Below are 22,722 nucleotides of genomic sequence, written 5' to 3'. Positions count from 1 at the left end.
GCAAGGTGGATGGAAGAACGCCATCCACCCTACGCCTCCAAGGCTAGAAACCCTATGAGCCAAGAACGCCGCTACAGCTTCGAGTTCTTCCCTACCAAGACCGAAGCCGGGCATGAAAAACTGATGGACGTGGCGCGCCAGCTGGCGACCTACAAACCCGATTTCTTCTCTTGCACTTACGGCGCCGGCGGCTCGACACGCGACCGCACCCTCAACACCGTGCTGCAGCTCGATGGCGAGATCAAGGTGCCCACCGCCCCGCACCTGTCCTGCGTGGGTGACAGCAAGGCCGAACTGCGCGAGCTGCTGAATCTGTACAAGAATGCCGGCATCAAGCGCATCGTTGCCCTGCGTGGTGACCTGCCATCCGGCATGGGCATGGCCAGCGGCGAGCTGCGCTACGCCAATGAGCTGGTCGAGTTCATTCGTACCGAAACTGGTGATCACTTCCATATCGAAATCGCCGCCTACCCGGAGATGCATCCGCAGGCGCGCAACTTCGAGGACGATATCGCCAACTTCGTGCGCAAGGCCAAGGCCGGTGCCGACAGCGCCATCACCCAGTACTTCTTCAACGCCGACAGCTACTTCTACTTCGTCGAGCGCGTACAGAAACTGGGCGTGGATATTCCGGTGGTGCCGGGCATCATGCCGATCACCAACTACAGCAAGCTGGCGCGCTTCTCCGATGCCTGTGGCGCAGAAATCCCACGCTGGGTACGCAAGCAACTGGAAGCCTACGGTGATGACGCCGACAGCATTCGCGTCTTCGGCGAACAGGTCATCAGCGAGATGTGCGAACGCCTGCTGCAAGGCGGCGCGCCCGGCCTGCACTTCTACAGCATGAACCTGGCTGGCCCCAGCCTGGCCATCTGGAACAATCTCAAGCTGCCGCGTTAACAGGCTGCTTACTCACAGGCTGCCCATCTTGGGCAGCCTGCTCGCTTCACCCTCCCGCCTTGCCGCCGAAGGATCGCCCCTCATGCACAAACGCACCAAGATCAACGCCTCAGTCAGCCCCAAGGGCAGCCTGGAAACCCTCTCGCAGCGCGAAGTACAGCAGCTGCGCGAAACCGGCTCCGGCAGCGTTTATCGCCTGTTCCGCCAGTGCGCACTGGCGATCCTCAATACCGGCTCGCACAGCGACAACGCCAAGACCATCCTCGAGGCCTACCCGGACTTCGAAGTGAAGATTCACCAGCAGGATCGCGGCATCCGCCTGGAGTTGATCAACGCTCCGGCTGACGCCTTCGTCGATGGTGAGATGATTGCCAGCACCCGCGAGATGCTGTTCAGCGCCCTACGCGACATCGTCTACACGCAGAGTGAGCTGGAGAACAAGCGCATCGACCTGGACAGCTCCGAAGGCATCACCGATTACGTCTTCCATCTGTTGCGCAACGCCCAGACCCTGCGCAGCGGCGTCGAACCGAAGATGGTGGTGTGCTGGGGCGGCCACTCGATCAGCACCGAGGAATACAAGTACACCAAGAAGGTCGGTCACGAACTCGGTCTGCGCGGCCTGGACATCTGCACCGGCTGCGGCCCGGGCGTGATGAAGGGGCCGATGAAGGGCGCCACCATCAGCCACGCCAAGCAACGCAACCTCAAAGGCCGCTATCTGGGCCTGACCGAGCCCGGCATCATCGCTGCCGAAGCGCCGAATCCGATCGTCAACGAACTGGTGATCCTGCCGGACATCGAGAAGCGCCTGGAAGCCTTCGTCCGCGTCGGCCACGGCATCATCATTTTCCCCGGCGGCGCCGGTACTGCCGAAGAGTTCCTCTACCTGCTGGGCATCCTCACCCACCCGGACAACCAGGATCTGCCCTTCCCGGTCATCCTTACCGGCCCGAAGAGCGCCGGCCCGTACCTGCAGCAGCTGCATGATTTCATCGGGGCGACCCTCGGCGAGGCCGCGCAGCAGCGCTATCGCATGATCGTCAACGACCCGACCGAAGTCGCCCGTGAGATGGCCGTCGGTATCAAGGCCGTGCGCCAGTTCCGCCGCGAGCGAAATGACGCATTCCACTTCAACTGGTTGCTGAAGATCGACGAAAGCTTCCAGCACCCGTTCGAGCCGAGCCACGAAGCCATGGCCAGCCTCAACCTGACCCGTGAACAACCGCTGCATCACCTGGCCGCCAACCTGCGTCGTGCGTTCTCCGGCATCGTCGCGGGCAACGTCAAGGAGAACGGCATCCGCCTGATCGAGGAGCACGGCCCCTACGAGATTCGCGGAGAAACCACCATCATGCGCCCGCTGGATCGCCTGCTGCAGGCCTTCGTCGAGCAGCACCGCATGAAGCTGCCGGGTGGCAGTGCCTATGAACCCTGCTATCGGGTAGTCGACTGAGGCTGCGCAAGACGCACTTTCAAGGCACCGGCAAAATCGATAATCTGGCGCAATGCCATTATTCCAGCGCCAGATTATCGCCACCCTCTTGCTATGCTGTTGCGCTTTCTCCGCCCGCGGTGAAACGCTGCGCCTGGTCACTGATGCCTGGGCGCCCTACGTCTACGAGGAAAACGGCCAGGCCGCAGGCCTCGACTACGAGATCACCCGCGAGGTGCTACAGCGCCTGGGGGTAAAACTGGACCTGCAATTTCTGCCCTGGAAGCGCTGTCTGCTGGAGCTGGAACTGGGCCATGCAGACGGCATCCTGGATATTTTCCATCTGCCCGAGCGCGAGGCGAGCATGCTCTTCGTCGAAGAGCCGCTGAGTGATGTCGAACTCGTGCTGTTCTACGCACGTAACCGCCCCTACCCCTATGAGAGTCTGGAAGACTTGCGTGACCTGGTGATCGGCATCTCGCCGGGCTACTGGTACAACGACGAAACCTTCCGCAACTCGCCCTTGTTCAGTCGCGAAGAGGCTCCGACTCACGAGGCCAATCTGGGCAAGCTGATCCGCCATCGCGTCGATCTGGTCATCAACGACCGTCGCGCCGGCCTCTATCTGACCACTCAGCTGGGCTTGCAACCGCAGGTCGACTACAACCGCAAGGCAGTCGGCCATGACCGCATGTACCTCGCACTGCGCCACGACCCTGCCCTGGCACACCTGGCCAAGGACTTCGCTGACGAGCTGCGCCGCTTCAAGCGCGAGCCTGCCTATGCCCAATTGCAGCAGCGCTACGCCAACCCTGAACGGCTCAAGCCGTGAACCAACCGACAGGCTGGTAGCTGCGCAAGGCCTCAGCTCTGTTATACTCGGGACTTGCCGCCAGGCTTGCGCCCGGATGCTAGCTCCCAGAAGCCAGCAGTACCGGACGGGATCACTCGCCCCACGTGTGATTCAAGCCAGGCTCTATACCCCCAGGGCCACGCCCTCACTTAGTACAGGATTGCTCATGTCCTTTGCCTCCCTCGGTCTCTCCGAGGCTCTAGTCCGTGCGGTCGAATCCGCCGGCTACACCCAACCCACTCCGGTGCAACAGCGGGCCATTCCCGCCGTGTTGCAAGGTCGCGATCTCATGGTGGCGGCCCAGACGGGTACAGGTAAGACGGGCGGTTTCGCCCTGCCGATCCTCGAACGCCTGTTTCCGGGCGGTCATCCGGATCGCGAACAACGTCACGGCCCGAAACAACCTCGCGTGCTGGTGCTGACACCCACTCGCGAACTGGCCGCCCAGGTGCATGACAGCTTCAAGGTCTATGCCCGCGATTTGAAATTCGTCAGCGCCTGCATTTTCGGCGGCGTTGGCATGAACCCGCAGGTCCAGGCCCTGGCCAAGGGCGTCGACGTACTGGTGGCCTGCCCCGGTCGCCTGCTCGACCTGGCCAATCAGAAAGCCATCGACCTGTCTCATGTCGAAATCCTCGTGCTCGATGAAGCCGACCGCATGCTCGACATGGGCTTCATTCATGACGTCAAGAAGGTGCTGGCCAAACTGCCGACACAGCGCCAGAACCTGCTGTTCTCGGCGACCTTCTCCAAGGACATCACTGACCTCGCCGGCAAGCTGCTGCACAACCCCGAGCGCATCGAGGTCACGCCGCCAAACACCACGGTCGAGCGCATCGAACAGCGCGTGTTCCGCCTGGCTTCCAGCCACAAGCGCGCCCTGCTCGCCCACCTGATCACCCAGGGCGCCTGGGAACAGGTGCTGGTGTTCACCCGCACCAAGCACGGCGCCAACCGCCTGGCCGAGTACCTCGACAAGCATGGTCTGCCGGCTGCCGCGATCCATGGCAACAAGAGCCAGAACGCGCGCACCAAGGCCCTGGCCGATTTCAAGGCCAACCAGGTACGCATCCTGGTGGCCACCGATATCGCCGCACGCGGCCTGGATATCGACCAACTGCCGCACGTGGTCAACTTCGAGCTGCCCAACGTCGAGGAAGACTACGTCCACCGCATCGGCCGTACTGGCCGTGCTGGCCGTAGCGGCGAGGCCATCTCGCTGGTCGCTCCGGACGAAGAGAAGCTGCTGAAAAGCATCGAGCGCATGACCAAGCAGAAGATCCCCGACGGCGACCTGCTGGGCTTCGATGCCAGCACCGTCGAGGCCGAGCGCCCGGAAACCCGCGAACCGCGCCAGCCGCGCGGGCAGAAGCCGGCCAAGGCGCAGAACGCCCAGGGCGGCGACAAGCCCAAGGGCGAGCGCAACAACGGTGGCCGCAGAGACAAGGGCAAGGACAGCGGCAAGGACCAGAAAGCCAAGCCGCAGCAGCAAGGCCAGGGCCAGAATCGCCGTGGTCAGCAGCCGCGCAACCAGAGTCGTGGCGCTGCGCCGGCTGTTCCACCATTGCCTCCGGACCGCGACCCGGAAGAGTTCCTCGACGACGAAATCGATAATTTCGGCAATCGTGCCGATTACGTACCGGTGCAGAACAAGCCGCAAGGTCGCGGCCGTCGCACAGGCGGCGGGACGGCTGGTAATGGCGCGGCTCCAGGCCAGGGCCAGAAAGCCAACAGCAACAACAGGCAGCCCCGCAGCAACGCAGGCGGCAACCCAGGCACCCCCGGTAAGAATCGCCGTCAAGGTGGCCAGGGTGGTCAAGGCCGTAACGGCGGTGGTCGTGGCCGACCGGCGGACGGTCGTATCACCTCACTGGATCGCGACGAGCTGCCACGCGCCGAAGCGGCCGTGCGCAACCCGCGCGAAAAGCAGCCAATCATCGTGCACAAGGGCTCGCGCCTGGATCGTTTCCCCAGCGCTGAGCAACTCGACGAGCTGAGCAACAGCAGCCGGCCGCGCAGCGAAAAACCAGCACTGCTGACGCGTAACCGCGAAGAGTAAGCTGCCGCGCTAACGAAAACGCCGCCCATTGGGCGGCGTTTTTCATGGTGCGCTGGCTTGTCCGTTACGTAGGGTGCGCCGTGCGCACCGATGACCCGCCTCGCCCCTTTTATTACTGACGAACACCTTCGACCGAAATGATCAGCTCGACGGTTTGCGAAGCCGGGCCGAGATCCATGGAAATGTCGAAGTCCTTCAGCGTCAGGGTGGTGGTGCCTTCGAAGCCTGCGCGGTAGCCGCCCCACGGGTCCTTGCCTTCGCCAATGAACTTGGCAGCGATCACCACCGGCTTGGTCACGCCGTTCAGGGTCAGGTTGCCGGTCACGTCGGCAGTGCCTTCGCCAGTGGACTTGACCGAAGTGGATTCAAAGGTGGCAGTAGCGTGCTTGCTCGCATTGAGGAAGTCGGCACTGCGGATGTGCTTGTCACGCTCGGCGTGATTGGTGTCGACGCTGGCGGTCTTCAGGGTCACGTTGACCTTGCTCGCCTCGGGGTTGGCGGCATCGAAGCTGAACGTGCCGTCGAAGTCCTTGAAGGTGCCGTACAGCCAGCTGTAGCCCAGGTGGCTGATCTTGAAGTTGACGAAGGCGTGCTGGCCTTGCTTGTCGATGGCGTAATCAGCCGCCACGGCCTGGCCGCCGATAAGAGCGGAGCCCAGAACCAGTGCAGCGAGGGCATTCTTCAACATGGGGTGTTCTCCTTGCGAGGTTGTCGATCTAGATGGGCATGAGCCCGGTTATGAATTGCTTCAGCGCCCGAACATCCGCAGCAGGGTGCTGTCGCGGTCGATGAAATGGTGCTTGAGTGCGGCCAGACCATGCAGACCGGCGAAAATCACCAGCCCCCAGGCCAGGTATTCGTGAATCGCCCCAGCAATGTCTTCCTGTTGCGAGATACCCGTCAGGGTCGCCGGCACACTGAACAAGCCAAACACCTCGATACCACGGCCATCGGCGGTGGAAATCAGGTAGCCGGAAATCATCACACCGAAAAGACCGAGATAGAGGACGCCATGACCCAGCTTGGAAGCCAGGCGCGTGAGCCGGCCATGGCTGGCAAGGGCTGCCGGCGCAGGATTGAGCAGGCGCCACAGAGCACGCAGCAACATCACGGCAAACAGCAGGATGCCGATGCTCTTGTGCAGATCAGGCGCACTCTGGCGCCATGGGTCGTAGTAGCTGAGCCCCACCATCCAGAAACCGAGGGCGAACAGACCGAACACGACCAAGGCCACCAGCCAGTGCAGCACGACGCTGACCAGACCATAACGAGCAGAGGTATTGCGCCATTGCATGGGGGGCTTTCCTAATTCAGTGTCCGAGCAAGACTAACGACAAATATATCGATTTAAAGCGGAAAAATTCGCTATGAAACATCGAGAAATGCGATATTTCATGTCGACTATCTTTAAGCCGATCAGTTTAGTTCAACGCGTCCATTGCAGAGTTCATAAGCAGCTGTACGGACGGTGCATTGCACCAGACCAGCGGCAACGACCACGTCTCAGTGGTGGCTTCTGGTAGGCTGTGCCGCCGAACACTGGGAGATTCCTCATGAGCCTGAACGACCACTGGATGCAACGCGACCTCGACGTGTTGTGGCACCCCTGCACCCAGATGAAGGATCACGAGCGCCTGCCGCTGGTGGCGATTCGCAAGGCCTCTGGTGTATGGCTGGAGGACTTCGACGGCAAGCGCTACCTGGACGCCGTCAGCTCCTGGTGGGTCAACGTGTTCGGCCACGCCAACCCGCGCATCAATGCGCGCATTCGCGATCAGCTGGACAGTCTCGAGCACGTGATGCTCGCCGGCTTCACCCACCAACCGGTCATCGAGCTGTCCGAGCGCCTGGTGCAGATCACCCCGGCCGGCCTGAACAAGGTGTTTTACGCCGACAACGGTTCATCGGGCATCGAAGTGGCGCTGAAAATGAGCTTCCACTACTGGCTCAACAGCGGCCAGGCGAGCAAGAAGCGCTTCGTCACCCTGAGCAACAGCTACCACGGTGAAACGGTCGCAGCGATGTCGGTGGGCGACGTGTCGCTGTTCACCGACACCTATAAACCCCTGCTGCTGGACACCCTCAAGGTCCCCAGCCCAGACTGCTACCTGCGCGCCGAGGGCGTGAGCTGGGAGGCGCACTCACGCGCCATGTTCGCCCATATGGAACGGACGCTGGCCGAGCATCATCATGAGGTCGCAGCAGTGATCGTCGAGCCGCTGATCCAGGGCGCTGGCGGTATGCGCATGTATCACCCGGTCTACCTCAAGCTGCTGCGCGAGGCCTGCAACCGCTACGGCGTGCATCTGATTCACGACGAGATTGCCGTCGGCTTCGGCCGCACCGGCACGATGTTCGCCTGCGAGCAGGCCGGCATCACCCCGGATTTCCTGGTGCTGTCCAAGGCACTGACCGGTGGTTACCTGCCGATGGCCGCGGTACTGACCACCGATGAGGTCTACAGCGCGTTCTACGACGACTACGCCACCCTGCGCGCCTTCCTTCACTCGCACACCTACACCGGTAACCCGCTGGCCTGCGCCGCCGCGCTGGCGACCCTGGACATCTTCCGTGATGACCATGTGATCGAGCGCAACAAGGCCCTTGCTGCGCGCATGGCCAGTGCTACCGCACACCTGGCCGAGCACCCGCAAGTTGCCGACGTGCGCCAGACCGGCATGGCCCTGGCCATCGAGATGGTGCAGGACAAAGCCAGCAAAACAGCCTACCCCTGGCAGGAACGGCGTGGACTGCGCGTCTACCAGCACGCACTGGAGCGAGGTGCGCTGCTGCGCCCATTGGGTAGCGTGGTGTATTTCCTGCCGCCCTACGTCATCACACCCGAGGAGATCGATTTCCTCGCCGATGTGGCCAGCGAAGGCATCGATATCGCCACACGCGAATCAGTCAGCGTGGCGGTGGATAACCGTTTTCCCGATCATCGCGATCCAGGTTGAGTGAGCCAATAGCGAAACCCGGTGCGCACGGCGCACCCTACGGCAAGGGCAGCGCTTTTCCGTAGGGTGCGCTGCGCGCACCAGCGCTTTAAACTCGCCGCTTCGAACTTGCCGCCTGTAGCTGTCTTTATGCGCCTATCCCGTTTCTTCATCGATGCCCCACTCTCCCTCGGCCAACACGACCTGCCCGAGGCGCAGGCCCATTACATCGGCCGCGTGCTGCGCCACGCGGCGGGTGACGCTGTGCAGTTGTTCGACGGCAGTGGCCAGGAATACCTCGGCGAGCTGATCGAAGTGGGCAAGAAAAGCGTACGCGTCGAACTGCGCGAAGCCATCGCCGGACTCAGCGAATCCCCTCTGCGCATTCATCTCGGCCAAGGCCTGTCGCGCGGCGAACGCATGGACTGGGCCATCCAGAAAGCCACCGAACTGGGCGCTAACGAGATCACCCCGATCATCTCGGCTCGCTGCGAGGTGCGCCTGAAGGACGAACGCACCGACAAGCGCATGACACATTGGCGCCAGGTGGCGATCAGTGCCTGCGAACAATGCGGCCGCTCGGTGCTGCCGGTGATCAACCCGCCGCTGGAACTGGCCGCCTGGTTGCAAAGAACCGAAGCGGACCTGAAGCTGGTGCTGCACCCTGTCGCAGCGCCCCTGCAAAGCCACGAAAAACCGAACAGCCTGGCCTTTCTGATCGGTCCGGAAGGCGGTTTGAGCGATGCCGAAGTGGATCAGGCTAAAGTCTCTGGCTTCCATGCAGCCCGCCTCGGCCCCCGCGTTCTACGCACGGAAACGGCTCCCGTGGTGGCGCTGAGCGTCGCCCAACAGCTCTGGGGCGACCTCCAGGCGTAAAATGTCGCCTTGGCGTAACAAAATGTGACCTCAAGAGATTGCAAGACTGACAGTCTTTGTCATGCTCTGCGCGCCGCTCGCGCGACCCGCTCACCAGCAATCCGCGCGCGGCCGAGGCCGGCGCCCCGCAGCACCGTCCCTCTTCCAATAACAAACAACGGGCTTCGGCCCCGCCCAAAAGGCGGCCGCATGCCCAGGAGCATTGCATGAACGAACTGGTCTCGACCCTAAACGGTCTGGTCTGGAGCCCGGCGCTGATCTATCTATGTCTTGGCGTTGGTCTCTACTTCTCCCTGCGCGGCCGCTTTCTCCAGGTCCGCCACTTCAAAGAAATGATTCGCCTGATGTTCACCGGCAAGACCGATGAGCATGGCATCACCTCCTTCCAGGCCCTGACCATGACCCTCGCCGGTCGCGTCGGTACCGGCAACATTGCTGGAGTGGCTACCGCCATCACCTTCGGTGGTCCGGGTGCCGTGTTCTGGATGTGGATGGTGGCCTTCCTGGGTGCCAGCTCGGCATTCGTCGAGTCCACCCTCGGCCAGGTGTACAAGGAAAAGCTCAACGGTGAATACCGCGGCGGCCCGGCCTTCTACATCGAGCGCGGCCTGGGTCTGAAGTGGTACGCCTGGCTGTTCGCCATCGTTACCGTGTTCGCCTGCGGCCTGTTGCTGCCAGGCGTACAGGCCAACTCCATCGCCTCCAGCGTCAACACCGCCTTCGGTATCGACCCGAACGTCACCGCCGCTGTACTGGCCGTGCTGATCGGTCTGATCATCTTCGGCGGCGTCAAGCGTATCGCCCACTTCACCCAGGTGGTCGTACCGTTCATGGCGCTGGGCTACATCCTGGTGGCGATGGTCATCATCCTGCTGAACATCGAGAAGCTGCCGGAAGTCATCGCACTGATCGTCAAGAGCGCATTCGGCCTCGAGGCCGGTTTCGGCGCCATCGTCGGTATGGCCATCCAGTGGGGCGTCAAGCGCGGCGTCTACTCCAACGAAGCTGGCCAGGGTACTGGTCCGCACGCTTCGTCGGCCGCCGCTGTCAGCCATCCGGCCAAGCAGGGTCTGGTTCAGGGCTTCTCGGTTTACATCGACACCCTGTTCGTCTGCTCCGCCACCGCCTTCATGCTGCTGATCACCGGTCAGTACAACGTACAGGCCCCGGATGGCAGCGCGATGTTCACCGGTATCGCTGGCGTAGCAGCAGGTCCGGGCTACGTGCAGACCGCGATGGAGAACATGATGCCCGGCTTCGGCAACGCCTTCGTCGCCATCGCCCTGTTCTTCTTCGCCTTCACCACCATCCTGGCGTACTACTACATCGCCGAAACCAACATTGCCTACATCAACCGCAAGGTGAATCGTCCCATCCTCACCCTGCTGCTGAAGTTCGGCATCATCGCGGCTACCGTGTACGGCACCGTGCACACTGCCACCTTCGCCTGGGATCTCGGTGATCTCGGCGTCGGCCTGATGGCCTGGCTGAACATCATCGCCATCCTGCTCATGCACAAGGTCGCCTACAAGTGCCTGAAGGACTACGAGCAGCAGCTGGACGAGGGCAAGGACCCGGTCTTCCACCCGGAAAAGCTCGGCATCAAGAATGCCGACTACTGGAGCACCAGCACCTCGGAAGAGAACCTGACTGCCGAGAAGGGCGAGGCGCAGCAACCGCAGCGCTGATAGCCGCACAGCAGTAACGAAAAAGCCCCGGCCAGTGCCGGGGCTTTTTCATGGGCGACGTGGTCGCGCCGGGTCGGTTCAGATCAGGCCAGCATCGGCGAGCAGTTGCTCCAGTGCAGCCAGATCAGGAATACGCATCACCTCCTCACCGACGCGCGCTGCACCCAGCTCCAGGGGCGCCAGCTCGACATCGGCGCCTTGCAGCTCGCTACCGACCTTCAGCGAGCGCGGAATACCCTGCACCAGCAGCGCGATGAACTTGACCTTGGGGCGACCGCCCAGGGCATTGATCACCGCAACACGGGCACCACTGGCGACATGCGCCTGGCCGCCGCTGGCCGCCTCGAAGGAGAGCAGCGGCAAGCGCAGATCACGCCAGGCGATCTGGCCGAGAAACCAGTCAGGAGTGCCTTCAGTGACCTGCGGCGCGCGATAGGGAATCAGCTCCGCCACCGCCACGTTGGGCAGCAACAGGGTGCGGTCGGCCAGAGGCACCAGCAAGCCGGTAAGACTGGCGGCGCTGTTCTGGGTGGCGACGGCTTGGCTCATTGAAATGTCCTCAACTGCAATGTTCGGCGAGGTGATTGACCAGGGCCACGGCGAGCTCACGCGGATCGGCGCTGAAGCTACTGTAACCCCCCTCGCGCAGGCTGTCGGGCATGCTCGGACTGGCGCAGCTGTCAGCGCGCTGAGTCCAGATCGCGCCACCCTGGCGTTTGACGTAGGCGGCGGCGGCGCTGCCATCGCTGCCCATGCCGCTGAACGCGATCACGCCGCACTCGGCACCGAACTGCTGCGCCAGGTTGAGCATCATCTGATCGATGGAAGGACTATAGGGCTCCGGCCAGCCGCGTTCGGCGATCTGCATCGCACCGTCTTCGGCAAAGCCCAGCTCGTTGCTGATCGGCACCACCACCACTTCACCGCAACGCACCGGGTCGCCCTGGCGCGCCGGATTGACATGCCACTGGCTGTGCCGGCCGACCGCCTGTGGCAGCGCGGCCTCGAAGCTGGCGTCGATATGCTGGGCGTAGATGAACCCGATGGGCAGGCCGCCCGGCAGGGCATCGAGAAATGCCTTGACCGCCGCCGGACCACCCAGCGAGGCAGCCAGCAGCCATACCTGACGGGCGGGCTCGCCAGCTTTCAGCGGCGTGTTGGCCAGTGATTGCGGCAGCTCCAGACGCGCCGGACGCTGTGCTTCGTCGAGCAGTGCCTGCAGACTCGGCCCGACCGCCTGGGTCGGATCGCCGACCAGGCGCTTGAGCTTGCCGAACAAGCTACGCTCCCAACGCGGGTAGTTCTCCGAATGGCGCTCGGGGGCATGTCCCTCGCCGAACAACACCGGGGCGCTGACGCGCTCGAGCAGACTGTCGACCAGCGGAGAATCTTCCGACTGGGCCAGATCCACCAACCACAGGTCGGTCTCGCAGGCTGCCAGCTGCTCCTCGTCGAGCCGCGCCGGATCGCTGTTGAGCACCACCTGATAACCACCACCCGCCAATGCCTGCTGTAACACATGACGCTGCAGTGAGGTGTCGGCGATTACTGCGATACGCGCGGAGGTTTTGTCTGTCATGTCCGTTTGACCCGATGGCTATCCACTAACTGAGCGATGGTGTCGAGCAGCAAGGACTCCTGATAGGGCTTGCCGAGGTACTGATTGACGCCGATGGACATGGCACGCTCGCGGTGCTTCTCACCGGTACGCGACGTGATCATGATGATCGGCAGATCCTTGAGGCGCTCGTCGTGACGCACCAGCGTGGCCACCTCGAAGCCGTCCATGCGCGGCATCTCGATGTCCAGCAGCATGATGTCAGGCTTGTGATCCTGCAGCTGGGCGATGGCATCGACCCCATCCTTGGCGGTAACCACGTTCATGCCATTACGCTCAAGCAGACGGCTGGTGACCTTGCGCACGGTGACCGAGTCGTCCACCACCATGACCAGCGGCGGCCGGTCGGCCTCGACCTCTTCATTGGCCGCAGCCTGACGCGAAGCCAGGCGCGGCATCAGCTGATTCTGCAGATGTGCATGCAACACACGAATGGTCGCCAGCAGATCGAGAATCACCACCACACGACCGTCACCGAGGATCGTCGCACCGGAGATCCCGTGCACCCCGGCGAACTGCGGGCCGAGACTCTTGACCACGATCTCGCGCGAACCGGCCAGGCTGTCTACCTGCACCGCCACGGCGTGCTCGCTGGAACGCACCAGAATCACCGGCAGCGGCAGGCTCTGGCCTACCAGCTTGGGCTGCTGACCGTTGTTCAGCAGATCGCCCAGGTACTTCAGTTCGTAGGCCTGTCCGGCGTACTCGAAGCGCGGTGCATCCGGCGCGTAGTAGGCCTCCAGCTCGAACGGCGAGACCCGCACGATACCTTCGATGGTGTTCAGCGGGATGGCGTAGAGGTCTTCGCCGGAGTACACCATCAGTGCACGGTTGACCGACACGGTGAACGGCAGGCGAATGGTGAAGCGCGTACCCTGACCCAGCGTCGAGTCGATGCTCATCGAGCCGCCAAGCTGCTTGACCTCGGAGTGCACCACGTCCATGCCGACGCCACGACCGGAAATCTGCGTGACCTTCTCGGCAGTGGAAAAACCCGCCTCGAGGATGAACTGCAGGATTTCGTGATCACTCAGATCGCTGTCGGCGTCCATCAGCCCACGCTCGATAGCCTTGCGCCGCACGGCCTCCAGGCGAATACCACCGCCGTCATCGTCCAGGGTAAGAACGATGTCGCCGCCCTCACGACCGAGATTGAGACGAATGGTGCCGGTTTCCGGCTTGCCGACATCGCGGCGCACGGCAGTAGGCTCGATGCCGTGATCGACGGCGTTACGCAGCATATGCTCCAGAGGCGCGACAATGCGCTCGAGCACGGTACGGTCCATTTCCCCCTCGGCGTTGCCGACGACGAATTCCACCTGCTTGCCCAGCTCACCCGCCACCTGACGCACGATGCGGCGCAGACGCGGTACCAGACGATCGAACGGCACCATGCGGGTGCGCATCAGACCTTCCTGCAGCTCGGTGTTGACCCGCGCCTGTTGCAACAGCAGGGTCTCGGCGTCGCGGTTCTTCGCCGCCAGGGTTTCCTTCAGATCGAGCAAGTCGGAGGCAGACTCGAACAGCGCACGGGACAGCTGTTGCAGCTGCGAGTGGCGGTCCATCTCCAGTGGGTCGAAATCTTCATAGCCGGCGCGCTCGGCCTCGGCCTGATAGCGACTGAGGATCTGCGCCTGGGTCTCGGTATCGAGACGGCGCAGTTGGTCACGCACGCGGTCGATGGTCGCTTCCATCTCGCTCAGGGTGAAGCCGACATCGCTCACCTGCTGCTCGACACGGCCACGGAAGATCGATGTTTCACCGGCCAGGTTGACCAGACCCTCGAGTAGCTCGGCTGGCACCTTGACCAGCTCCTGAGGCGCGCGACGGGATGCCGCCTCCAGCGCTGCCTCCTGCGCACGCTGGACGAACGGCAGCACCTTCGGCGCCTGCAACTGGCTCGGCACGTCACTGGCAGCGATGATCGGGTTGAGCAGATTGCTCACAGGCGCTGCCGCTGGCTCAGCCTCGGCCACCACCGGCTCATCGCCGAGGCTGGCACTGAGGCGCTGACGCAGCACGTCGAGCTCGTTCTGCAGCCCTTCGAAACCGGACTGCACGTCGAGCAGCAGACTCTCCGGCCAGGGTGCACCCTGCTGCAGCGCCTCGCTGAGGTGCTGCTCCAGGTCATGGCTCAGATCGCCCAGGCGCTTCTGCCCAGCCAGGCGTGCGCCACCCTTGAGGGTGTGCAGCGTGCGCAACATTTCGTCGATGGCGCGGCCATCATCAGGTTGTTCTTCCCAACGCCCAATCGCTGCCTCCATCGCTTCGAGCAGGTCATCGCCTTCTTCGAGGAAGATATCGAGGATGTCACTGTCAGCCTCTTCGGCTTCGTCGCTCTCGACCACGGCCCTGAGCTGGACCGCCGACGGGATGCTCAGCTGCTCGTCAGGATTGGCGCGAAAGCGCTTGATCGTCTCGATCAGGGCATGGCCCTGCGGCACCGCTCGTTTACCACGCACAGCTTCGAGCATCTCGGCCAGTCGGTCGTGACAGGCCTGCAGCAGAGTGAACAACTCCTGGCTGGCTCGCAGGCGACCGCCACCGAGACCTTCGTAAAGGAACTCCAGCTCGTGGGCCAGATCGCCGATCTCGCGAATTTCGGCCATGCGCGCACCACCCTTGAGGGTGTGCAGGTCACGCTGCAGGGCTTCCAGTTCCAGGCTGTTGTCGACATCGCCCATCCAACGCTGCAGAGCAGCGCCAGCACTGTCGATGATATCGAAACCTTCCTCGAGGAAGATTTCCACCAATTCGGGATCGCGCTCTTCATGCCAGTTGGCCAGCGTCGCGCCTTGTGGCTCTGGCTCGACAATAGCCTCAGCCTGAGCTGGCAGTTCGTCTTCGGGCAATACCAGCTCGACTTCGTCGATCAGCGGCAACTCTGCCTCAGGCTCTGCCTGTGGCGCTTCGTCGAGCACGATTTCGTCTTCGACCAGTGCCAGAGGTGGTAGCTCGACGCTATCCGGCTCCAGCGCTTCGATCGGCTCGACAAGATCGTCGTCCAGCGCCGGTTCAACCTGAGCGACAGCGGCCGACAGGCTCTGCGGCGTACCGCCCTGGCGGAATTGACGAATTGCCTGAATCAGGTCGTCACCAGAAACCAGCGGCTGGCGGGCCTGCAACTGATCGAGCATCTGTGCCAGGCGATCATGGCTTTGCTGCAGCAGGTTGCCCAGCGCCGGCGAATAGTTGTAACGGCGGTCGACCAAGCCCTCGTAGAGCGACTCCAGTTCGTGGCCAAGATCACCAATCGGGCGAATAGCGGCCATGCGTGCACCGCCCTTGAGGGTGTGCAGATCGCGCTGCAGCGACGACAACGGCATGGTGTTGTCAGGCTCACCGAGCCAGCGTTCCAGCGCCTGACCGGCGCTGTCGAGAATATCCACAGCCTCTTCGAGAAAGATCTCGACCATTTCTTCATCGAGGTCGGAGTCGACAGGGGTGAAACCCAGCTCGGCCTCGGTCTGCTGCTCCAGACCAGCGGCCTCGACGATTTCCGGCTCGACGGGCGACTCTTGCCACTGCAGTGGATCTGCCTCGGCTTGCTCCAGCTCGGCAGTGGCCTGGTCCAGCTCGATGATTTCCAGACCCTCGGCGCCAGGCGCCAGCAAGGCCAGGGTATGCGGATCGATGGCTTCGCTCAGCAGGTCACGCAGCGCCTGTACGCGCTCGGGTTGCGGGCTGACCTGCAAGGCAGCAGCGACCTGATCCATCATGCCGATCAGCACTTCGTGGGCCTTTTCCGCCTCGTCGAAGAAGCGTTCGCTGACGGCCAGGCTGCCTTCCTCGACAGCGCCATAGAGATCCAGCAGGGCTTCACAGAGTTCGTCGATCTGCGGCAGCTCGGCCATCTCAGCGCCACGACCGAGCGTGGTCAGCTCTTCCAGCAGCGCAGACAGCTCCTGACGCTCGGACGGATGCTCGCGCCATTTACGCAGCAGGTCCTCGGCATCCAGCAAGATGTCCATACCCTCGGCGAGGAAGATGCTGATCATCTGTGGATCGCGGCTTTCGCCGCTCTGAGCCATCCGCTCGCCTTCGGCGTTTGCGAGATGCTCCTGATGCAGCGCCTGGACGCGGGCAAGGAATGCCTCGGCGCCAGGAATAGGTGCAAGAGGCTTGCTCTCGAGGTTATCGAGACCGATACGGAACACGCCCTCGGCGCTACTCAACAACTCGGCAGCCGCCAGATCCACCTGGATCAGGTTGGTCTTGAACTCCTTGACCAGCTTCTCCAGCGGCGCAGCGATTTCCGCCACCGGCAGGATGCCGGCCATATAGGCACTGCCTTTGAGGGTGTGCAGGGCGCGCTGCAGGTCGTCGGTGACTGGCTGCGGCAGCTCCTGCGCGCAATCGGCGAGAAAGCCCACCAGAGTATCCAGATGGGTTTCCGCCTCGTTACGGAAGATTTCCAGCAACTGGGGGTCGAGGGGCTCGCCATCGAGCGGTTGGTCGGTGACCGACTCCACCTGCTCGACGACCTCGGTAGCGTCGTCAACGCCCGCGGGCTCGGCTACCTGCTGGGTGGCCGGGGCGTCAGATTTTGGGGGCGTCAGCCCCTTGGCCAGGGCATGCGCGGTGGCCGCCAGCAGATCGACATCGTCGCGCTGACGCTGAGCCTTGGCGGCGAATTCGTCGACCAACGCCGGCATCAGAGCCACTACGTCGAGCACCACCTGCTGCACCGGTGCACTCGGTTCGATGCTGCGGTCCAGCACGCGGTTGAGCAAATTCTCGATGGACCAGCCCAGTTCGCCAATGATCAGCGCGCGAACCATGCGACCGCTGCCCTTAAGGGTATGGAAGGCCCGGCGCACTTCGATCAGCGCGTCCTTGTTCTCGGTATCGGCCTGCCACTGCGGCAGGTACTCGCCGATGGTTTCCAGCACCTCACCGACTTCTTCGATAAAGACTTCCAGCAACTCTTCATCCACCGGCTCTTCATCGGCAGGCGGCGGCAACAGGCTCGGAGGTACATCGGCGGCAGGCGGATTGATAGCCTGTACCGGTGCGGCCATCACGTCAGCCATTGACAGCGGCTTCTCTGCCACTGGCTCCTCGACCTGGATTTGCGGCGCGCTGGGCAGCTCGACTTCCGGCAGCTCCAGATCGGCCAGTTCCAGCTCGTCCCACTGGTTAGCTTCGGCCAGTTGCTCCAGGCTCAATTCTTCGAGTTCCAACGCCGACTCGTCTTGGGCGTCGAACAATGGCGCAGCAATGATCTCTTCATTCTGCGCAGCGGGCAGCTCTTCGAGCTCGCCCAGCTCGAAGATGAAGGTCTCGGCACTCTCGCTCACTGTCGGCAAGTCAGGCTCGACGTCCGCCAGTGCCAGCTCGGCAACGGCTTCGTCAGGTACATCGAGCGAATCGAAGGTCAGCGGCTCGACCTCGGCGAGGGGCTCCTCGAGCTGTTCGTCCTCGGCGCCCAGCAGTTCGATTTCCTGCAGCGGGTCGGCCAGCGGCGCCAGGCTTTCCTCCAGCGGTTCGACGCGGTCGAGAATCGACGGCTTTTCCTTGAGCGGATAACCCAGTGCTTCCAGGCTTTCCTCGGCGACGTCAAGAATCAGATCGCCCTGCGTGCCATGGTCCTCGGCCAGACGCTCGAGGTAATACTCGACGCTGGTGATGGCATCAGCCAAGGTGTCCAGGCTCTGCCAGTTAGGCACGGCCTTGCGTGCCAGCAACTGCTCCTGAATGTAGCGGTTGCAAGCATTGAGCAGATCGGCGGCGCGCTGCAGCGGAATCATCGCCAGGCCGCCACGAACCTGGGTCAGCAGGCCAGGGACACGTGCCAGGTGTTCGTGATTCCATTGCGAGGCGATGAACTCGATGATCGCGTCCTTGGCCTGCTCCAGACCGTTGCGCGCCTCTTTGATCACCACCTGATGAATCTGCGCCACATCGGTGGTGGGCAGGTGGCTCTGCTCGTTCTTGCTGTCATCGCTCGGCCCGACCATGCCGGCCAGTGTCGCCTCAACGTAGAGCAACGCACCAGCCACATCCATCAGCACAGCATCGTTGGGCTCGCGCTGGCCGAGGGACAGGCCGTGAATGACGTCGATCTGGTCGAGAATGACCTTGCGCGGCTGGCCGAAACCGAGCACTGCGAGGGTATCGGCGATCTGCTTGAGCGGCGCCAGCAGGGCGTCCAGCTCACTGGGTTGACTGCGATCACTGCGCACGAACAGGTCCAGGCTGTCCTTGACCCGCACCAACTCTTCGCAGAGAGCAGCCACCACAGAACGCATGGCATCGCGGTCAGGACCGGCCAGACGGGCACGCTCCTCATCCACCACTTCGGTGTCGGGCAGCGCTTCGTCGAGACGATACTGCTCCTTCAGCGCGCGAATACGCGGCGATTGCGCCGGCGCCTTGGCCACGTAGAACAACAGGTTCTTGGTCAGCTCATCGGCAGCGGGCTGATTGATGCCATCGGCCCCCTGCTCGACCAGGCGCTTGAGTTCCTTGTCGACCTGACGCAGCAAGGTGCGCACCGAGGTACCGTTGACCACGCTGCCGTTGGCCAGACCTTCGACCATGCCGGAAGCGATCTGCCACAGGCCGCCCAGCGGGGCGTCCTTGCACAGCGTTTCCAGACGGGCGAAAACACGTGCCATGTAACCGAGATTGGTCGCCAGATCCTGATTGCGGATCACGCCGACAAGGGCCATTTGCAGCATCTGCCGCAGTTTGCGCAGCAGCACCGGAAGCTCGGCAGTACGCAGCCGCGCCAGGCTATCGGACGGTAGCGCCGGCAGACGCGCGGACATGTCCGGGGAGAACAGGCTGGTTTCCGACAGCAGCTTTTCGCCACGGGCGGCACGCAGATCGTTGAGCAGCGGCAGCACGACCATGGGCAGGTCGCGGCGAGCAGTCTGGATACGGTCGAGGTACACCGGCAGTTGCAGGATGGCCTGCATCAGCACTTCCAGGGCTTCGCCCTGGTTGGCCACGCGACCTTCCATCAGAGCCTTGGCCAACTGTTCCATTTCCTCGGCAAGCAGAGCAGCGCCGTAGAACTCGACCATCTGCAAGGTGCCGTGAACCTGGTGCACGTAGGTCAGGCAGAAGCGCATGCGCGTAGGGTCCTGCGGGTTCTCGACGAACGCCTCCAGGGCTTGCCGCGCCTGCTTCAGGGTTTCCCCGATCTCGCCTTTGACCCACTCCAGGGCGACATAATCATGCCGATCACCCATAGCCACTCCACTCATAAACTTGGCCTTATCCCTTGCGGGTAAACGCCAGAACTCGCTCGTCGGCCACCGGCACCAGTTGCGGGTGCTGCCAACCGGCTACCTCGCCCACACCCACGACCAGCAGGCCACCCGGCGCCAGGCTTTCGGCCAGGCGATTGAGGATGTCGCGGCGACGCCAGCGGCGGAAATAGATCAGCAAGTTCTGACAGAAAATCACATCCATGCCGGACATCGGCGCCTTGGCCAGTTCCAACACATTGAGCTTGGCGCAGCACACACGTGCTGCCAGGCTCGGTACTACCTTGAAGCGTCCATCGGCCTGGGCGAGAAAATAGCGCTCGCGCAGCTCGTCATTCACCTGCTCCAGGCGTCGCGCCGAGTAGCACGCCTCGCGTGCCTTGCCCAGTGCGCCCTGGCTGATATCCGTACCGGTCACCGCGAAATGCTCGGGCAACTCGCTGCCTTGAAGAACCTCCGCAGCCTGAATCGCCAGCGAATAAGGCTCCTCACCACTGGAGCAACCCACGCTCCACAATTCCCAGGGCTTACCCAGGCCAGCCGCCAGACGCTCCTGCAGATACTGCGAGAGCACCTCGAAGGAAGGCAGGTGACGGAAGAAGCGGGTTTCCTGCACGGTCAGACGATCCAGCAGGGTCGACCACTCCACCGCGCCACGCGGGCCATCGGTGACCTGACGGTAATAGCTGGCGTAATCCGTGACGCCCAGTTCGCGCATGCGCGCACTCAGGTTGGTCTGCAAAAAAGCGCGCCGCTGCTCGCTGATCACCACACCGGTACGCGCTTCGAGCAGCGTCTGCCAGTCGTGAAAATCGGCTTGCGACATATCGGCCACCGGGCGCAATGCCCAAACGCCCGCTGACTGCATACCTTCGCCCTGAGTCATGGCTGTGTAGCGAAGGCTGCCGCCAGCCTCCGCACTCCTTTATCAGGCGTCTGGCAGGGTGAAGCCGGACACCGACTTGCGCATCTCGCTGGCCATCTTGGCCAGGTTACCAATGCTCTTGGCGGTGGCGGTGGTACCCGAGGACGTCTGCGAAGTGATCTCCTGGATCACGTTCATGGTGTTGGAAATGTGGCCGGCTGAAGAGGCCTGCTGACGGGCGGCGTTGGAAATGTTCTGGATGAGGGCCGCGAGGGTTTTCGATACCTTCTCGATCTCTTCCAGTGCCACACCGGCGTCCTGCGCCAGGCGAGCACCGCGCACAACTTCGGAAGTCGTCTGCTCCATGGAGATAACGGCTTCGTTGGTGTCGGTCTGAATGGTTTTCACCAGCGCCTCGATCTGCTTGGTCGCCGCCGAAGAACGTTCTGCGAGGCGTTGTACCTCGTCCGCTACCACGGCGAAGCCACGGCCAGCATCACCAGCCATGGAGGCCTGGATCGCCGCGTTCAGTGCGAGGATGTTGGTCTGGTCGGCAATGTCGTTGATCAGACTAACGATGTCACCGATCTCCTGGGACGATTCACCGAGGCGTTTGATCCGCTTCGAGGTGTCCTGGATCTGCTCACGGATGTTATCCATGCCGGTGATGGTGTTGTGTACGACTTCGTTGCCCTTGTTGGCGATGGCTACGGAACGTTCCGCTACCGCGGAGGATTCCGAGGCGTTCGCCGATACCTGGTCAATCGACACGGCCATCTCGTTGATCGCTGCGGAGGCGCCAGCAATTTCCTGCGCCTGGTGCTCGGACGCTTCGGCCAGGTGCATCGCCGTGGCCTGGGTTTCCTGGGCAGCACCGGCTACCTGAACGGCGGTCAGGTTGATGGTGGCTACCAGGTCACGCAGCTGGTCGATGGAGTAGTTGATGGAGTCGGCGATGGCACCGGTGAAGTCTTCGGTTACCGTCGCGGCCACGGTCAGGTCACCGTCTGCGAGGTCGGCGATTTCGTCGAGCAGACGCAGAATCGCCGCCTGGTTACGTTCGTTCTTCTCGGCAGTCTCGGCCAGACGACGGTTGGTCTCACGCACCATCACCAGACCGATGAGGATGATCGAGCCCAGTGCCAGGGCACCCAGCACGTAACCGAACAGAGTGTTGATGGCACGGCCCGAGGCCAGGTCTTCGAAGCCGCCAGCCAGCTCGGAGGCCTTGTCCAGCAGGGTCTGCGACACGGTGAAGATGGAGTTCGCCGACTCACGCACCTGGAACAGTTCCGGCGAGGTCTCGAGAATCTCGTCCACCGAGCCGGATACGAATTCGAACAGTTCGGAAATCTCGGCCAGACGCTCGAGGGCTTCCTCGTCGGTTACCTGGCTGATTTCCATCGCTGCGTTGCCCTCGAGCATCGCCGCCAGTACACGACCGAACAGGCTGGCGTCACGACCGAACATGTCGGCGGCCTGCACCGAGTCTTCGTCACCCGCCAGCACCTTGTTCACCGAACCAAGGATACGTTCGGCCAGCAGCGACTGACGCTGGGCCACAGAAACCTGGGCAGCCGGTGCACCGCTTTCCAGCAGGATGTCGACCACTTCCTCGTACTCGACCTGCAGCTGCGGGATGGTTTCCGCCAGGGTGGCGGCTACCTGGTGCAGCGACAGTACCGTCTGCTCACTGGCGAGAATGGCGTCGGTGTTTTGCCGCAGGCCGTCCCAGTCCTGCTGCACCGCAGCCATCTGTGCCTGCACCGCCTCGGGCGCCGGCGGCAAACCGCTGCTGGCATCACCATCGGTCAGGTAACCCCAGCGCTGCTGGAAGTCGTTGCGCGCATCACGCAACAGACCGAAGGCTTCGGCAGTACCTGCCGCCGCTTCCGTGGCGTTCTTGGCGATACGCTGGGACAGTACGCGCAGTTCACCGGAGTGACTGATGTACTCGGTATCGTAGTTGGACTGGGTATTGATGTAGGCGAAGTTCGCGAACAACAGCACGATGGAGACGATGAGCACGACGAACAGCGACGCGATCAGCGTGCTGCTGCGTGCTCCGACCAACAAATTACCTGCATTGAATTTTTTCATTTTCTGGCCCCCGCCTGGACCGACCGCACTACGGTTCCCATGTAACGCCAAAGGGTCGGAAGAACCGACCCAACCGAAAATCCACAGGCTCTTTAAAAACTACCTGCGTTGGCAACACTGCGTTGAAAGCGTCCTCGAAATGCTCATTTACAGTCGTAAATTACGCTTTTCGACC

The 22,722-nt window shown here is 62.6% G+C and carries 14 protein-coding genes; 7 read left to right on the top strand and 7 right to left on the bottom strand.

Translation table 11 applies throughout. The features are described from left to right. Positions 1 to 54 precede the first annotated feature (54 nt). The 4 genes from metF (at position 55) to GV002_RS14025 (ending at position 5,247) form a co-directional block, all read left to right on the top strand. Entirely contained in the window at positions 55 to 900 is an 846-nt protein-coding gene (gene metF, locus GV002_RS14040; RefSeq protein WP_160019003.1) for a methylenetetrahydrofolate reductase [NAD(P)H], read from the top strand. A gap of 82 nt (positions 901 to 982) precedes the next feature. Then, positions 983 to 2,356 (top strand): nucleotide 5'-monophosphate nucleosidase PpnN, encoded by a 1,374-nt coding sequence (ppnN, locus tag GV002_RS14035; RefSeq protein WP_160019002.1) that lies wholly within the window; start codon positions 983 to 985, stop codon positions 2,354 to 2,356. 52 nt (positions 2,357 to 2,408) lie between these two features. Then, positions 2,409 to 3,167 carry a substrate-binding periplasmic protein gene (locus GV002_RS14030; RefSeq protein ID WP_160019001.1) on the top strand — a complete coding sequence of 253 codons (759 nt, stop codon included), beginning with the start codon at positions 2,409 to 2,411 and terminating at the stop codon, positions 3,165 to 3,167. A gap of 187 nt (positions 3,168 to 3,354) precedes the next feature. Then, entirely contained in the window at positions 3,355 to 5,247 is a 1,893-nt protein-coding gene (locus tag GV002_RS14025; RefSeq protein WP_160019000.1) for a DEAD/DEAH box helicase, read from the top strand. Positions 5,248 to 5,359: 112 nt separating this feature from the next. On the opposite strand, the gene GV002_RS14020 is transcribed toward GV002_RS14025, so the two are convergent. Together GV002_RS14020 and GV002_RS14015 are read right to left on the bottom strand one after the other, a co-directional pair. Then, a complete protein-coding gene (locus tag GV002_RS14020; RefSeq protein WP_090336017.1) occupies positions 5,360 to 5,935 on the bottom strand; it encodes a YceI family protein in 576 nt (191 codons plus the stop codon). A gap of 60 nt (positions 5,936 to 5,995) precedes the next feature. Beyond that, positions 5,996 to 6,541 carry a cytochrome b gene (locus GV002_RS14015; protein WP_160018999.1) on the bottom strand — a complete coding sequence of 182 codons (546 nt, stop codon included), beginning with the start codon at positions 6,539 to 6,541 and terminating at the stop codon, positions 5,996 to 5,998. A 259-nt stretch (positions 6,542 to 6,800) separates the two neighbouring features. Between GV002_RS14015 and GV002_RS14010 the strand changes: the two genes are divergently transcribed. The 3 genes from GV002_RS14010 to GV002_RS14000 all read left to right on the top strand — a co-directional run bounded on the left by GV002_RS14010 (position 6,801) and on the right by GV002_RS14000 (position 10,747). Beyond that, positions 6,801 to 8,204: an adenosylmethionine--8-amino-7-oxononanoate transaminase gene (locus tag GV002_RS14010; protein ID WP_160018998.1), complete on the top strand. Its 1,404-nt coding sequence runs from the start codon at positions 6,801 to 6,803 to the stop codon at positions 8,202 to 8,204. 129 nt (positions 8,205 to 8,333) lie between these two features. Then, positions 8,334 to 9,059, top strand: a complete 726-nt coding sequence (locus GV002_RS14005) for a 16S rRNA (uracil(1498)-N(3))-methyltransferase (protein ID WP_160018997.1) — start codon at positions 8,334 to 8,336, stop codon at positions 9,057 to 9,059. 206 nt (positions 9,060 to 9,265) lie between these two features. Continuing rightward, complete coding sequence (locus GV002_RS14000; protein WP_160018996.1) at positions 9,266 to 10,747, top strand: alanine/glycine:cation symporter family protein; 1,482 nt, start codon at positions 9,266 to 9,268, stop codon at positions 10,745 to 10,747. 78 nt (positions 10,748 to 10,825) lie between these two features. Here the strand turns inward: GV002_RS14000 and GV002_RS13995 are convergent, their stop codons facing one another. Genes GV002_RS13995 through GV002_RS13975 form a run of 5 tightly spaced genes read right to left on the bottom strand, consistent with a single transcriptional unit; the run spans position 10,826 to position 22,547 of the window. Next, positions 10,826 to 11,296, bottom strand: a complete 471-nt coding sequence (locus GV002_RS13995; RefSeq protein ID WP_160018995.1) for a chemotaxis protein CheW — start codon at positions 11,294 to 11,296, stop codon at positions 10,826 to 10,828. A 10-nt stretch (positions 11,297 to 11,306) separates the two neighbouring features. Continuing rightward, positions 11,307 to 12,326: a chemotaxis protein CheB gene (locus GV002_RS13990; RefSeq protein ID WP_160018994.1), complete on the bottom strand. Its 1,020-nt coding sequence runs from the start codon at positions 12,324 to 12,326 to the stop codon at positions 11,307 to 11,309. Next, positions 12,323 to 19,564, bottom strand: a complete 7,242-nt coding sequence (locus GV002_RS13985; RefSeq protein WP_160018993.1) for an Hpt domain-containing protein — start codon at positions 19,562 to 19,564, stop codon at positions 12,323 to 12,325. Before GV002_RS13985 ends, GV002_RS13990 begins: the two co-directional genes overlap by 4 nt. Positions 19,565 to 19,589: 25 nt before the next feature. After that, positions 19,590 to 20,450, bottom strand: coding sequence for a protein-glutamate O-methyltransferase (locus tag GV002_RS13980; protein WP_160018992.1), 861 nt, complete (start codon positions 20,448 to 20,450; stop codon positions 19,590 to 19,592). Between the two features lie 60 nt (positions 20,451 to 20,510). Then, on the bottom strand, positions 20,511 to 22,547 hold the full coding sequence (locus GV002_RS13975) for a methyl-accepting chemotaxis protein (protein WP_160018991.1): 2,037 nt from the start codon (positions 22,545 to 22,547) through the stop codon (positions 20,511 to 20,513). Positions 22,548 to 22,722 lie beyond the last annotated feature (175 nt).

It is taken from the genome of Pseudomonas sp. 8O (assembly GCF_902506495.1).
Classification (GTDB): Bacteria; Pseudomonadota; Gammaproteobacteria; order Pseudomonadales; family Pseudomonadaceae; genus Aquipseudomonas; species Aquipseudomonas chaetocerotis.
This window is presented reverse-complemented; position numbering and strand designations above follow the sequence as displayed.

Bases quoted from the DNA above. Each gene is read 5' to 3' on its own strand.
- GV002_RS14000 (WP_160018996.1), top strand. From the start codon at position 9,266: ATGAACGAACTGGTCTCGACCCTAAACGGTCTGGTCTGGAGCCCGGCG.
- ppnN (WP_160019002.1), top strand. From the start codon at position 983: ATGCACAAACGCACCAAGATCAACGCCTCAGTCAGCCCCAAGGGCAGC.
- GV002_RS13980 (WP_160018992.1), bottom strand. From the start codon at position 20,450: ATGCAGTCAGCGGGCGTTTGGGCATTGCGCCCGGTGGCCGATATGTCG.
- GV002_RS14025 (WP_160019000.1), top strand. From the start codon at position 3,355: ATGTCCTTTGCCTCCCTCGGTCTCTCCGAGGCTCTAGTCCGTGCGGTC.
- GV002_RS13985 (WP_160018993.1), bottom strand. From the start codon at position 19,564: ATGGGTGATCGGCATGATTATGTCGCCCTGGAGTGGGTCAAAGGCGAG.
- GV002_RS14015 (WP_160018999.1), bottom strand. From the start codon at position 6,541: ATGCAATGGCGCAATACCTCTGCTCGTTATGGTCTGGTCAGCGTCGTG.
- GV002_RS14010 (WP_160018998.1), top strand. From the start codon at position 6,801: ATGAGCCTGAACGACCACTGGATGCAACGCGACCTCGACGTGTTGTGG.
- metF (WP_160019003.1), top strand. From the start codon at position 55: ATGAGCCAAGAACGCCGCTACAGCTTCGAGTTCTTCCCTACCAAGACC.
- GV002_RS13975 (WP_160018991.1), bottom strand. From the start codon at position 22,547: ATGAAAAAATTCAATGCAGGTAATTTGTTGGTCGGAGCACGCAGCAGC.
- GV002_RS14005 (WP_160018997.1), top strand. From the start codon at position 8,334: ATGCGCCTATCCCGTTTCTTCATCGATGCCCCACTCTCCCTCGGCCAA.
- GV002_RS14020 (WP_090336017.1), bottom strand. From the start codon at position 5,935: ATGTTGAAGAATGCCCTCGCTGCACTGGTTCTGGGCTCCGCTCTTATC.
- GV002_RS13995 (WP_160018995.1), bottom strand. From the start codon at position 11,296: ATGAGCCAAGCCGTCGCCACCCAGAACAGCGCCGCCAGTCTTACCGGC.
- GV002_RS14030 (WP_160019001.1), top strand. From the start codon at position 2,409: ATGCCATTATTCCAGCGCCAGATTATCGCCACCCTCTTGCTATGCTGT.
- GV002_RS13990 (WP_160018994.1), bottom strand. From the start codon at position 12,326: ATGACAGACAAAACCTCCGCGCGTATCGCAGTAATCGCCGACACCTCA.